At 72.3% G+C, this 12,550-nt stretch carries 13 protein-coding genes and 1 pseudogene; 8 read left to right on the top strand and 6 right to left on the bottom strand.

The window, feature by feature from the left end; all coding sequences use genetic code 11:
• Positions 1 to 165 precede the first annotated feature (165 nt).
• Complete coding sequence (locus tag ABZ920_RS16230) at positions 166 to 1,446, bottom strand: PQQ-binding-like beta-propeller repeat protein (RefSeq protein ID WP_361504385.1); 1,281 nt, start codon at positions 1,444 to 1,446, stop codon at positions 166 to 168.
• 219 nt (positions 1,447 to 1,665) lie between these two features.
• On the bottom strand, positions 1,666 to 2,133 hold the full coding sequence (locus tag ABZ920_RS16225) for an SRPBCC family protein (protein WP_361504382.1): 468 nt from the start codon (positions 2,131 to 2,133) through the stop codon (positions 1,666 to 1,668).
• 219 nt (positions 2,134 to 2,352) lie between these two features.
• On the opposite strand from ABZ920_RS16225, the gene ABZ920_RS16220 reads away from it, so the two are divergent.
• The 5 genes and pseudogenes from ABZ920_RS16220 (at position 2,353) to ABZ920_RS16200 (ending at position 6,059) form a co-directional block, all read left to right on the top strand.
• Positions 2,353 to 2,835 carry a transposase gene (locus ABZ920_RS16220; RefSeq protein WP_361504573.1) on the top strand — a complete coding sequence of 161 codons (483 nt, stop codon included), beginning with the start codon at positions 2,353 to 2,355 and terminating at the stop codon, positions 2,833 to 2,835.
• A gap of 330 nt (positions 2,836 to 3,165) precedes the next feature.
• A pseudogene (locus ABZ920_RS16215) lies at positions 3,166 to 3,351 on the top strand (alpha/beta hydrolase); the annotation flags it as partial.
• Positions 3,352 to 3,571: 220 nt separating this feature from the next.
• Entirely contained in the window at positions 3,572 to 4,246 is a 675-nt protein-coding gene (locus tag ABZ920_RS16210; RefSeq protein WP_361504379.1) for a YceI family protein, read from the top strand.
• Positions 4,247 to 4,589: 343 nt separating this feature from the next.
• Positions 4,590 to 5,459 carry an SGNH/GDSL hydrolase family protein gene (locus tag ABZ920_RS16205; protein ID WP_361504376.1) on the top strand — a complete coding sequence of 290 codons (870 nt, stop codon included), beginning with the start codon at positions 4,590 to 4,592 and terminating at the stop codon, positions 5,457 to 5,459.
• A 324-nt stretch (positions 5,460 to 5,783) separates the two neighbouring features.
• Positions 5,784 to 6,059, top strand: coding sequence for a substrate-binding domain-containing protein (locus ABZ920_RS16200; protein WP_361504373.1), 276 nt, complete (start codon positions 5,784 to 5,786; stop codon positions 6,057 to 6,059).
• A gap of 130 nt (positions 6,060 to 6,189) precedes the next feature.
• Here ABZ920_RS16200 and ABZ920_RS16195 read toward each other — a convergent pair whose 3' ends face one another.
• The 4 genes from ABZ920_RS16195 to ABZ920_RS16180 form a co-directional block, all read right to left on the bottom strand.
• On the bottom strand, positions 6,190 to 7,254 hold the full coding sequence (locus ABZ920_RS16195; protein WP_361504370.1) for an SDR family oxidoreductase: 1,065 nt from the start codon (positions 7,252 to 7,254) through the stop codon (positions 6,190 to 6,192).
• Between the two features lie 21 nt (positions 7,255 to 7,275).
• A complete protein-coding gene (locus tag ABZ920_RS16190; protein WP_361504367.1) occupies positions 7,276 to 8,487 on the bottom strand; it encodes a globin domain-containing protein in 1,212 nt (403 codons plus the stop codon).
• Positions 8,488 to 8,708: 221 nt separating this feature from the next.
• Positions 8,709 to 9,266, bottom strand: coding sequence for a DoxX family membrane protein (locus ABZ920_RS16185; RefSeq protein ID WP_361504364.1), 558 nt, complete (start codon positions 9,264 to 9,266; stop codon positions 8,709 to 8,711).
• Between the two features lie 175 nt (positions 9,267 to 9,441).
• Positions 9,442 to 10,266, bottom strand: a complete 825-nt coding sequence (locus ABZ920_RS16180) for a helix-turn-helix domain-containing protein (RefSeq protein ID WP_361504361.1) — start codon at positions 10,264 to 10,266, stop codon at positions 9,442 to 9,444.
• Positions 10,267 to 10,647: 381 nt separating this feature from the next.
• Here ABZ920_RS16180 and ABZ920_RS16175 point away from each other — a divergent pair, with 381 nt between their 5' ends.
• From ABZ920_RS16175 to ABZ920_RS16165, 3 genes are all read left to right on the top strand, one after another.
• Positions 10,648 to 11,079: a hypothetical protein gene (locus ABZ920_RS16175; RefSeq protein WP_361504358.1), complete on the top strand. Its 432-nt coding sequence runs from the start codon at positions 10,648 to 10,650 to the stop codon at positions 11,077 to 11,079.
• 179 nt (positions 11,080 to 11,258) lie between these two features.
• Positions 11,259 to 11,666, top strand: a complete 408-nt coding sequence (locus tag ABZ920_RS16170; protein ID WP_361504355.1) for a hypothetical protein — start codon at positions 11,259 to 11,261, stop codon at positions 11,664 to 11,666.
• Positions 11,667 to 11,942: 276 nt separating this feature from the next.
• Entirely contained in the window at positions 11,943 to 12,503 is a 561-nt protein-coding gene (locus tag ABZ920_RS16165) for a pyridoxamine 5'-phosphate oxidase family protein (protein ID WP_361504352.1), read from the top strand.
• The last annotated feature ends 47 nt before the right edge of the window (positions 12,504 to 12,550 follow it).

Genomic DNA, 12,550 nt, shown 5'->3' with positions numbered 1-12,550 from the left:
GTCAGGTGCCGCCGGCTCAGGCCGGACTGGCCGGACCGGTCCGTCGCCCACACCGCGAAGCGCACTCCAGAAGTCCCCGCGTACCCGGACGAGGCGGGTGCCCGGCGGCACCCGCCTCACCGGAACGCGCTACGCGGCCGGGCACAGCTCACGGTGACAGCCGTGTCAGGCCTTCGCGGAGACGCGCGGTTCCTCCTCCTTGCCGAAGGCGATCAGGGTGCCTTCGGCGGCGGGTACGAACAGCCGCGCCTTGGCCGTGGCGATGCCGGGCACGACGAAGCCGCGCCAGTCCTCCTCGGCGAGGACGGGCGACATCGGCGGCGGTGTGGGGTAACGCCGGTACGACCACACGACGTCGCCGGTCTCCTGGTCGAGCACGACGAGGCGTCCGTCGGCATCCTCCACGTACACGTAGCCGTTGGCGACGAGGCGCACGGTGGCCGCGTTCACGGAGCTGGTGTAGGTCCAGGCGGCCGTGTACGTGCTGGTGTCGAGCGCGCTGACTGTGCCGCGATGGGCGACGTACACCCGGCCCGGGCCGAAGACCGGGGTCGCGTCGGCGGGCAGCTTCCGCACGGCCGCGCCGGTGTGCTGGTCGTAGGCGGTGACTGTCTCGTCGTCGCTGTCGCTGCTGCGCATCCAGGCCGCGCCTGCGCCGAGCGCGACCGGGTTTCCGTAGGCGCCGGAGACGTCGGGCACCTCGAAGCGGTGCAGTTCGGCACCGGTCCTGAGGTCGAGGTGGTGCCAGGCGACGCCGTCGAATCCGATCCACACGCCGGAGGCGTCGACGACGGTCGGGGCCCAGGAGTACTCCGAGAGAGGGGCGGTCCACACCCGGGCGCCGGTGTCGGCGCGAAGGGCCAGCGCCGTGCCCCGGCCGTCCTGCAGGTAGAGCAGCCCGTCGTACCAGACGGGCGGGTACTGCATGGACGCCGAGTCGAGGGTGACCGACCACTTCTGGCGGCCGGTGGCCGGGTCCCAGGCGGCGATCGTGCCGCGCGACGTCTGTGTGTAGAGCAGACCGCCCCCGAACGACACCCCGGCCTGGGGCTCGTTCTGCTCCAGCGGGACGGCCGGCCACAGGTCCTGGCCGGTGGCGGCCTGGACCCCGACGAGCATCATGCGCGGGCCGCCCTCGGTGCCGTCGTCCGCGTTCACGACGGCGTACACGTTGTCACCGACCGCGACCGGCGCCGAGACGACCGTGCCGAAGTCCCGGGACCAGAGCTTCTTGTACGGCGGAGCCGCCGTGGCCCCGGCGACGAGACCGTCCGCCCGGCTGTCGGCGCGGTAGCCGAGCGTCGCGTCCGTCAGTTCGGCCGCGGTCGCGGTCCGCCCCGGCACCGGTGCCGCCGCCTGTGGCGAACCGGTGAAGGTCAGCAGCGTGACGGCGGCGACGCAGACGACGCCAAGTCTCTTCCCTGAACGGCGGGTTGTTGCCTTCAACGAGTTACCCCCTGGTCCGAAGTCACCCCGGTCAGGATGACCACGACCCATTACCCCCTCGCGGGCCTCGAATGCGTTCGGAGCACCCCGACCAGGCGTGCCGGCCCTCGGCCCTCCCGTCGGATCCAGCCGGGCTCCTCTACCGGCGGGAACCGAGCGGCACTGCCCCTGAGGGCCGGCGGCGGTTGTAAGGGGACCGCGTCCGGTCAGGGCTGCCCGTCAGACGGGGTGATGGTCCGGGACCGCGTTGAGCTCGATGCCGTGTTCGAGGAGGGCCTTCATCGCGCACAGGACAGTGGTGAAGCCGCCGACGGTGTCATTGACCCAGCGCACGGCGTCGTCCCCCGTGCCCCGGAAACCGGTCTCGGTCGCCTCGACGAACGTGGACTCCCCTGCCCGCGGGGTGAACTTCAGCTCGACCGTGGTCGGCTGCGCGTAGTTGCCCCACTCGAACCGGATCAGCCGGCTCTCCGCCACCTCCTGGACCCGTACGTCCGCCGACGCGCCGTAGGCCTCCCACTCCCAGCGCAGCTCGGCTCCCGCAGTCATCGGTCCGCTGCTCCTGCTGTACCAGAACCGGGTGGTGACGGCCGGATCGGCGAAGGCCCGGAACGCCTCTTCGGCGGGCCTGCGGACGATCATGCAGGCGTACGCGGCAGGAACCTGCGTGAGTTGGAGCTTCTCCATGACGCAAGCATGGACCTTCACAGCCCGGGGAGACGACCGACGCCCTGCCTGTTCGCGGACCGGCTCACGCGCCCCGGGTGTCCGAACGCTCCGCCGACTCGAGCAGGCACTTCGGCAGCGGGCTATGTCATGGACAGGCCCGTCCAAGCCGATGGGTCAGACATCGGACGCTCCCCCGCCAGGCGTCACGATCCCGGGCAGCGGCCCTGATCTCCCGGCATCTCATCGGTCGAAGCGGCCTCGGCCGTCCGGGAAGAATTCCGTGGCCACGACCCACGGGAGGAGGTCGATGGCCGCGAACGCCATGTCGTGGTCGACGGCCGCGGCCTGCCGTTGGCGGTCATGGGCGCCCCGGCCGGCCTGGTCGACCCCGCCGCGGCGACGGGAGGCCTCTGCCGCATCGGCCTGACGCGCTCCGCCGTCACCGCCGTCGCCCGGGCCGACTCCGCGTACGGGAGCGAGCTCAGGATCCGGGCGCACAGGCATCTGCACCTCACGATCAGGACGCTCGGCCGTCCTGAGACCTCCGGGTCCGTCCTGTCCCGCCGCCAGGTCGTCGAGCGGCCCCCGGCCCGGATCATGGACACCCGCCGGCATGCTCGCGATTACGAACGGCTCATTCAGCACTCCGAGACCCTAATCACCCGAGTCCTGATCACTCCGATGACACGCCGTTCGACCGGATTGTCCGGGGAGCCTTGACGGTGCGAGAAGTCCGCCACCGTCCTCGACTCGGCCCGACGCCGGTGACCGTCCCCTCCCGAGGCGTGCGCGTCACCGGCGCGTTCCGCTGCGTTGCGTCCGGCCGGTGCTCACCCGACCGCCCGGGGCGGGCAGGAGCGCACGGGGCACTGGGCGCGCATGACGCACCGGCCACTGCCCTGCCCGCGGGGCGGCGGCCGCGCCGTCACCGAACTGTCCCGGCACGGTGAGTGCGCTCCGGCCGGCTGCATGGCGCTACTGGACGTCTACGGGCAGAACCACGACGAGAGGCTGTGGGGCGACCCGTACGCGTTCCGTCCGCAGCGGTCCTCGCTGATCCTGTGGTCGCTCCGGGACGACATGGAGGATCTGTACGGTGACCCGGTGAGGATCTGGCGCCGGTGGGCGACGGACGTACGCGGTCACGGCATCGACTCCGGACACCATGTGGCCGAGCAGGCTCCCGGGGCACTCGCTTCCTCCCTGGCCGACTTCTTCGCCGGGGCGTCCGAGTGAGCGGCCGTTGCGGGCGGTCTCCGGTCCGGCCTGAACGCCACGAAGTGGCTCTCCGTACAGGCAGCCACCGGAAGCGAATGCGGATGAATCCCCCCTTAGAGGCCAGGTTCGACGGAGGCGGCCCCACCGCCCTGTCGAGCTGTGAAGATCTGCCGACGAAGGCGCGGGTTTTCTGTCCAGGTCTTGCGGTGGCGGCCGCCCTGACGTAACTACGTGCCTCATGAACCTCTTCGGCCGCACCTCTCCGCTCCGTCACGCGATGGCTCCCGCCACCCCAGACACGCAAGAGGACTCGGTCTTTTCGCCTGCGCCGACGGCCCCGGGCACCCCGGTCCTGCCCGATGCCGCCCTGTCCGCGCTGACCGGGGAATGGATGATCGACCCGGCGCACAGCAGGATCGGCTTCTCCGTGCGGCACGCCATGGTGACGACGGTGCGCGGCGCCTTCCCGAAGTACGAGAGCCGCCTGTACTTCGACGGCCGCAACCCGGCGCGCTCGCGCGCCGACATCGTGCTGCACACCGCCAGCGTCGACACCGGCGTCGAGCAGCGCGACGCGCACCTGGTCGGCCGTGACTTCCTGGACGCCGCGCGGTATCCCCGGATGACGTTCGCGAGCACCGCCGTGAGCCTCGCCGGGCAGGACGTCTACCGCATGCGCGGCGACCTCACCATCAAGGACGTCACCCGCCCCGTCGTCCTGGAACTGACCTACATCGGGCATGTGACCGACCCGTTCGGTTACGAGCGGGTCGGCTTCGACGGGACCACCACGATCAACCGCTCGGACTGGGGTCTGACCTACGACGCCAGGCTCGCCCAGGGCGGGGCCATGGTGAGCGAGAAGGTCCGCCTGCAGTTCGACATCGCCGCCATCCGCACCGCCGCCATGTAGGGAGGACGCGGTCCGCCGGGCGAGGCCGGCCGCAGCACCCTCGCGTCGGCGGGGAGCCCCACCCGTGGCCCGAGCCCCGGACGCCATGCCACCGGGACGGCAGTCGGGCGGGTCGGACAGGGGCCGCCGGCCGCGGCAGGTGCAACGCGCTGTCCTCGTCTCCTGCCGGGCTGCCGGCCGCGACCAGCCCCGTCCGGCGACCCGTCGGGCGGGGCCGGTCGGCGCCGGGTGACGGTGAGGAGTGCGGTGCGAGTGGGCGAACCGCCGTGCGGCGGTCCGCCCGCTCACCCATGCTCGGAGCAAGACAGCAGCCCGCGCCGCACCTGCCCGGATGGAGGCGTCCTTGAAGACAGCCCTGCCCATGACCCTGTTCGCCGTTGCGGCCTTCGGTGCCCTGGCGGCCACGGCGCCGGCCACGGGGGCGTCGGCCGCCGCACCGTTGCGGTACGTCGCGCTCGGCGATTCCTACGCGGCCGCGCCGCTGGTGCCGCCGGCCGACCTGGCCGGCGGGGCCTGTCTGCGTTCCCTGGCCGGCTATCCCCGTGTCGCCGCGCAGGCCCTGGGCGCGCACCTCACCGACGTCAGTTGCTCCGCGGCCACCGTCGACCATCTGAGCAGCGCTCAGCACCCCAATGCAGCGGCCCAGTACGAGGCGCTCACGCCGGCCACCGACATCGTCAGCATCACCATCGGCGGCAACGACACCGGTCTCTTCAGCCAGGCCCTGGCCTGCGTCAACGTGCTGCCCGAGCCGCACGGTACGAGCTGTGCCAAGGAGAACACCGACGGCGGCACCGACAAGGTGAAGGCCCGCGTCGACGCCTGGGCACCGGCCCTGGGCAGCGTGCTGGACGGCATCGCGCGGCGGTCGCCGCATGCCCGGGTCTTCGTCGTCGGCTACGGCAACTACCTGCGCGACGGTGGCTGTTATCCCCGCCAGCCCTTCTGGAAGCAGGACGCCACCTACCTGCAGGGCGCGGTCGACCACCTCAACTCCGCGATGAGACGGGTGGCCGGACAGCACGGCGCCGTCTTCGTCGACACCCGGGCGCTGGGCATCGGGCACGACAGCTGCGCCGACCCCGCCGACCGCTATGTCGAAGGTGTGGTCCCCACTCGTCCGGCCGCTCCCCTGCACCCCAACGCGGCGGGGGCGCGGGCCGTCGGCGGCGCCCTCGCCGCCGCCGTCCGCGGGACCTCGGAGAACCCGTGAGGCGCCCGGTCGGCAGTTCGTCCGGGAGGGACGGCGTACTGGCCGGGTCGGGGCCTGCTCGCACCACGGCGGCGTGGCCGTCTTCTACCGGTAGGCCGCGGGAACCGGCAGCGAACGACCGGCCCGGCCGCGCCATGGCCGCCGGCCGGGTCCGCCCGTTCACGGCGTACGGGTGACACGCCGAGTGTCCCCGTCGGACGGCGTCCGGGCTCAGCCCTTCGGACCCGACCGGGAGACCCCTTCGATCACCCGGCGCGGGGCCACGACGTACGGCAGCAGGACGGGCACGCCGGCGATCACCGCGCCCGCCATCAGCAGGTCCTGGTGGAGGCGCTCGGGGCCCAGCGCACCGCGCTCGCCCGCGGTCTGCGCGTCCCGCAGGACGTGGCACTCGCGGAGTTCGGCGAGATCGAGGACGGCCGCTGCAGCACGCCGACGCTCACCACCGTCTCCCCCGGCAAGGGAGAGACCGTCCGGGTGGCGGTGGAGATGCTGGAGCGGCAGATCCACGGTCCCCGGTACGGCGGCGGACGCGCCGATCTCCGGGAGGTGACGGCCCGGCACGAACTCCTCGTGCGGGAGAGCACCGCCGGTCGCTGACTCCGGCCGGCAGATCGTGGCCCCGGTCGCCGACGGGCGGCCTGCTGCAACGCCCGTTCTGCACCGCCGGCTCCCGCTCACGGGTCCGGCCGCTGCTGGGCAAGGAGTGCTTCGGTCCGGGGTGGTGCGGTCATGCCCGGGCGGGTGGGACGATGCGTCGCCGGCCGAGGTCGTCGAGCAGTTCGAGGAGGCGCTGTTCGGTGTCGTAGCAGTCCTGGAACCCCGCCGTGCGGAGTTTGATGGTCGAGCTGACGTTGTCCCACGTCGAGTTCAGGATCATGTCGCCGAACCGCCAGTCGACGAGCTCGGCGTAGGGGGTCGGTACGAGGGCGTGCTTCTCGACGATCCGGCGCCAGACGGGCTCCTGCGCCGGCATGTGCTGATCGAGGACGATCGTCTTCGGTTCCTCGACGGGCATGTCGTAGTGGGCGGCCAGCGCACGCCACAGGTGGCTGAAGCGGATGACGTCACCGTTGGTGATGTTGAAGGCCTCGTTCGCGGCAGGGGGCGCGGAGGCGGCCCAGTCGGTCGCGCGGGTGAGGAGCTGCGCGTCCGTCATCTGGTAGAGGATCCCGTCGTACGCCTCCAGGGCACCGGGGAAGCGCAGCGGCAGTCCCAGTTCCTTGGTGACGGCGACGTACGTGGCGATCACCATCAGGAGGTTCATCGGGGTGCCCTGGGCGTAGCCCATGACGGCCTCGGGGCGGAAGACGGTGAACCGGAAGCCCATCTCCTCGGCGCGCGAGCGCAGCAGGTCCTCCTGGTCGTAGTAGAAGTTGGGCCCGATCAGGCGCGGGTCGTCCTCCTTCGCGGGCGTTTTGAAACGACCGAGGTGGGAGCCGTAGTACTTGTTCCCCTGGTACAGCGTGACGTGCTCCAGCGGGGCGCCGGCCGCGGCGAGGGCGCCGAGGGTGTTGTCGAGCAGTTCGACGTTGGGGGCGACCTGCTCGGCGAGGTCGGTGCGCTCGATGTAGGCGGCGAAGACGAGCCGCGTGGTGTCGGCGGCCGGACGCAGCCCCTCACGCGCCGCCGAGGGGTCCAGGAGGTCGACCGGGAGGTGCTCCCAGCTCGGGGAGCCCTGCGGTGGACGGCGGCTGACGCCGCGGACCTTGATGCCCGCGCGGGCGAAGCCCTCCGCCACGCTGCGCCCGATGACTCCTCCTGCGCCCGCGACCAGAGCGGAATCGGTGGTCATGCCGGGGTCCTTTCGAGGCGGTCAGTCCAGGTCGGCCTGCCACAGGTCGGGGCCGAAGACCTCGTACTGGATGTCGTGCGGGGCGACCCCGTGATCGATCAGCCGGCTGCGGACGGCCTTCATGAACGGCAGCGGGCCGCACAGGTAGTAGAGGGCGTCGTCGGGGATGCCGACGGCGGTGGGGTCCATCAGGCCCTCGAAGACGCCGTTCACCGGTTCGAGACTGTGCGCGCCCTTCTCGTACCAGAGGAACATCCGCGCGTCGCGCAGCGCCAGGACGTCGTTGACCACCTGCCGCCGCAGGGGGAACGACGCTTCGTCGAGGTCGGCGTGGAGCACGGTGATCGGCAGCCCGGAGTCGGCCGCGACCAGGTGCGACAGCATGCCCGCCATGGGAGTGATGCCGATGCCCGCGCTGGCGAACACCACCGGCCGCCCCGAGTCGTCGAGCACCACGTCCCCGTACGGCAGCGACAGCGTCAGGATGTCGCCCACGCCGACCGAGTCGTGCAGCAGCGCCGACATCTCGCCGTCGGGGTCGCCGCCCTCGCCGCGCACCCGCTTCACCGAGAACTGGCGGCGCTCCCCGTCGTCGGCGCGGGTCAGGCTGTACTGGCGCGGCTGGAGCTTCCCGTCCGGCATCCGCATCCGCACCGTGACGTACTGGCCCGGCAGTGAGCTCTTCACCAGACGGTCGTCGATCCGCTTGACCACGAAGGTGACCACGTCGTCGGTCTCCTTGATCCTGCGTTCGACCTGCCAGTCCCGCCAGACGGTCTCCGGCCGCACCCCACGGGCGCTGTAGAGGCCGCGCTCCTGGTTGATCAGGGCGTTGGCCATCAGCCAGTACACCTCGTCCCAGGCCGCCGCGACCTCCTCGGTGACCGCGTCGCCCAGGACGTCGCCGATCGCCCACATCAGGTGGTCGTGGACGACCCGGTACTGGTCCGGGCGGATGCCGAGTGAGGCGTGCTTGTGCGCGATGCGCCGCAGCAGTTGCTCCGGCATCCGCTCCGGCGTCTCCAGCAGGGTCGTGGCGAACGCGGCCACCGAGCCGGCCAGCGCCTGCTGCTGCTGGCCGTGTGCCTGGTTGCCGCGGTTGAAGACGCCGTCGAGGAGCTCGGGATGCTCGGCGAAGAGATGCCTGTAGAAGCGCTGGGCGATCTCGTTGATGTGGTCGGCCACGACCGGCAGCGTTGCCGTGACGACGGGACGCGATGTGTCTGAGAGCACGTCTTCTCCCTCCGGTGAGAGCGGCTCCCCCGTCCGCTCCCGGTACCCGTCACGGCAGGCCCGACACCGGGAAGCGGAACCGTCCGGTCGCTCGCGGCGCTCCCGCGGGGACTGCCGAATCGGCGGGCTGCCGCCGGGCGGGACCCGGCCGGGTGGCGCCCCTCGATGCGCCGATCGAGCCGCGCTCGGTGGGCGGCCGGGTCCCCGCGCGTGCGTTTCGTTCAGATGCTGAGGGTGACCGCGGCGGCGATGCCGCCGAGGCCCAGGGCGAACGCGGCCTCCTTCCAGCCGCCGGTACCCCAGCGGAACAAGCGGTCGACGGCCAGGCGGCCCGGTCCGATGGCAGCGACGGCCAGGGCGACGACAGCGATGCACACGCTGTATTCGACGCCTCCCTCCGTGGCCCACAGGCCGTGGGCGCCGGTGACCGTCGCCATCGCATTGATCATGACGCCGATCAACGCGGCGGCGGCGAGCGGCGTCAGCAGTCCGAGGGCCAGACCGAGGCCGCCGAGCAGCTCGGACAGGCCTCCGACGGCGGCGAACAGCTTCCCCGGGTGGTAGCCCAGGGCCGCGAAACCCTTGCCGGTGGCCGCCAGGCCCTCACCGCCGAACAGCCCGAAGACCTTCTGGGCACCGTGGGCGGCCATCAGCAGGCCGAAGGTCAGCCTGAGGAGCAGCAGTCCGCAGTCCGCGGCGGTCGCCACGGGGGCGGTGGCGGGCTGCGCCGCCGGCTGCGTGGACGGAGCAGGACGGTTCAGGATGCGCTTGGTCAACATGGCAGTGCTCCGGTTGGAACGCCAGAACGGGCGTGTCCCCCAGCTCGGACGGATGCCGAGCACCGGTCGTGCTGGTGAGCTCCGCGTGGCGTCGCGGAGAGGTTCCCCTTCCGCCGGTCCGTCCGCGGCGGACACGGTCGTGCGTCCGGGGTGGTTCTGCAGGGCCCGCGCGGAGTCAGAGGTCTTCGGCTATCTGGTCATCGCCTTCGGATCCTTCCGCAGCGGACGGGGGCGTGCGTGCGGGGCCGGCCTGCGCGGCGACCGGCGCGGGGTCGCTGTCGGTGCTGCCGGCGCCGAGCCGGACGCAGCACTCGCCGGGCTCGGGAGCCAGGACGGCCTGTACTCCCTTGACCTGGAGGCCGGCCAGGTAGCCGGTCAGGAGCGCCCGGTTCATGCCGCACACCAGGTCGGGGGCCTTGGCGGCCAGCGGATGGAACGGGCAGTTGCGCAGGCGCAGCCGCGTGGGGGCCTCACGGACGGGTTCGTAGCCGTAGCGGTCCAGCAGGCGCTCGCAGACGGTCAGGCCTCGCTCGGGGCCCAGCCGGCCCGGCCGGAACTCCTCCCGCGCGGCCTCGCCCATCAGCAGGCCCCGCTGCCCGGCGGAACGCACGGCCGCCTGCGCGGCACTCTCGTCGGCACCTTCGGTGAGGACGGCGTCCAGCAGCAGGTCCGCCAGGAGTTCGTGACGCCGCTCGGGGATGCTCACCGTGATCTGGGCGCCGGTGGCCTCGTAGACCTTCGGCCGCCTGCCGACCTTGCGGATCCCGCCGGGCGTTTCGTAGCGCGCGTGCAACAGCCCCGCGTCGACGAGTTTGTCGAGGTGGAAGGCGGCGAGTTTGCGTGAGATGCCGACGCTGGCCGCGGCCTCGTCGCGGGTGACGGCGCGGCGGGCGCGCCGGATGAAGGCGAACATGCGCCGCCGCGAGGCGTCGCTCAGGACGCTGACGGAGTCGATGGCGGTGCCGGCGAGGTCGACCGGCACGGCCGGATCGGAAGCCACCAGACCACGGTAACTCCCACCGGTGTGGGCGCAACCGCTCTCGTCGACGTCGTCGCTGGGTTCCCTGGCAGCCGCATGGGATAAGACCAAGACGCGTTGGTGGAACGCCCGCTCGGGCCCGGACAGCGCCGGGGCAGGGCGCGGGGCACCCGTCCGAGCGGACGCCCGGCAGGTCTCCGGCCCGCGCAGCAATCCCTGCAGGGATTCCTGCCGTACTCACTCCGTGCGAACCCGTCCCGCCGAAGCGGCTTCCTCCGCCCCGGGCGGCTCAGCACCCGGACCGGCCGGCGCCGTCCTCAGACCCGGCCTCTTGTCCCAGGGCCACGCCCGTGCCCGTGCCCGTGAACGATGGGAGCCGAGATGATTGCCACGGAGGCCTCTGTGAGGGGACTGGCGGCCTGTTGCGCCGTCGGCAACGCGGTGCTGCACACGCTGCTCGTCCCCGACCACCTGGAGGAGAAGTTCTACATCGGCCTGCTGTTCGCCGTGGGCAGCGGCGTGATGCTGCTGGTGGCCGCGGCGCTCGTGGCCGGATGGCGTCCCCTGGCCGCCTGGCTGACCGGGACGGTCGTCAGCCTCGCCATGATCGTGGGGTTTGTGCTGTCGCGCACCGTCGGCCTGCCCTACGGCTACTACGAAGCCGGATGGGAGCCACCGTACGGCCCCTTGTCCCTGCTCGTCGAAGGCCTCTTCGTCTGCGCCTTCCTCGCCTGGCTCGGCGCGACGGGCACCGACCGCGCGACGCGCGAACGTGCGTATCGGTCCAGCCGGCAGCGGACGCCGCTGCGACAGGACGCGCCGAGGCACGGGTGACGCCGGGGCCGGGTACCACCGCGTGCGGTGCGGCCCACCCGGTCCGGACGGCGCCGGCGCGGTTTCCGGGCGGGTGCTCGTGGCGGGTGCTCGTGGCGGGGGCATGCCGGGTCTCGTTCCGGGCAGCACACACGAGACCGGCGCCGAGCACGGGACACGCACGAGCGGAGGAACATTTCGTGGACTGGCTGTTCATCGTGAAACCCACGGACACCGGCCTGGACGACGGCTCCTCTGCCGGCTCCTCCGCCAAGGACCGCATGCTGGCACTCGCCGAGACCGCGCCCCGGCGGGAGTGGTGCCTGTCGAGGTGGCGGCGCATGGCTTCCGGCGACCGCCTGTGGATCTACTTCGCCTCGCCGGTACGGGAGATCGCCGCCGTGGCGGAGATCGAGGACGAACCGTACGAGGTGACCGGAAGCCCCCGCCAGCCGTGGCGGTTCACCGCGACGCTGAACGCGGCGGCGACCCGGCGGCTGTACCTCGACCCCGTCCCCCTGCACGCCCTGTCCAACCGGCACCCGCAAGGGGTCACCCGGGTGCGGGACGGCGATCTGGGGCTGCTGCTGGACCACGCGGGCCTGTGAGCGGCCACCCGGGCCGAACCCCAGGACCGCCGTCGCCCGCTCGGGCGTCGCCGGGGCTGTCGCATACGGCGCTGCGCGGTCCCGGACGCGGATCAGAAGTCGTCACCCGGTATACGCGCGCGTCGACGGTGGACGCGGGCATGGCGGGTCGAGAGCGCAGGAGGAAGCCGACTCCTCCGTACCCCCTGGCGTGTGAGCGCCGGCCTCGGTGCCGACGCCCCCGATGATTTCCGCGTGCACCGCCAGTCTCATGGCAGGAAGGAAGGGGATACGCCCATGCCCACACAGGGACCCGGGAGACAGCCCACGACCGCCGAACTCGACGCCCGCTACAGCTCCGCGCTCAACCCTCGCCCGGAGGCCGCGGGCGCGACCGCCACCGAGTGGTCCGAGGCCCGGCGGCACCTGGAGACCGCGGAGATCTTCTGGGTGTCCACGGTGCGGCCCGACGGACGGCTGCACGTCACGCCCGTGATCGCCGCCTGGCACGACGGGGTGCTCTACTTCTCCACCGGGCCGGGCGAGCAGAAGGCGAGGAACCTCGCCCATGACGCGCACTGCGCGCTGACCACGGGCGGCAACTCGCTCACGGAAGGGCTCGACCTGGTGGTCGAGGGCACGGCGGAGCGGGTCCGCGATCCTGCGCTGCTGGAGGAGGTGATCGCGGCGTACGAGACGAAGTACGGGGCGCACATCACCTCGCCCGAGGGCACCTTCCACGGGATCGGGGACGCGTTCCGGAACGGGGACGCGGTGGTGTTCGCGGTGGCTCCGGCCACGGCGTACGGCTTCGGCCGGGACAACGGGGTCTACACCCACACGCGGTGGGTGTTCTGAGCGCCGCACCCGCCGCGCCCCGCCGTCCGGCACGGCGGGTGTGGCGG

The organism is Streptomyces sp. NPDC046831 (assembly GCF_040645305.1).
Taxonomy (GTDB): domain Bacteria; phylum Actinomycetota; class Actinomycetes; order Streptomycetales; family Streptomycetaceae; genus Streptomyces.
This window is presented reverse-complemented; position numbering and strand designations above follow the sequence as displayed.

Excerpts from the sequence above, each read along its gene's own strand:
- ABZ920_RS16225 (WP_361504382.1), bottom strand. The coding sequence starts at position 2,133 with ATGGAGAAGCTCCAACTCACGCAGGTTCCTGCCGCGTACGCCTGCATG.
- ABZ920_RS16210 (WP_361504379.1), top strand. The coding sequence starts at position 3,572 with ATGAACCTCTTCGGCCGCACCTCTCCGCTCCGTCACGCGATGGCTCCC.
- ABZ920_RS16195 (WP_361504370.1), bottom strand. The coding sequence starts at position 7,254 with ATGACCACCGATTCCGCTCTGGTCGCGGGCGCAGGAGGAGTCATCGGG.
- ABZ920_RS16185 (WP_361504364.1), bottom strand. The coding sequence starts at position 9,266 with ATGTTGACCAAGCGCATCCTGAACCGTCCTGCTCCGTCCACGCAGCCG.
- ABZ920_RS16165 (WP_361504352.1), top strand. The coding sequence starts at position 11,943 with ATGCCCACACAGGGACCCGGGAGACAGCCCACGACCGCCGAACTCGAC.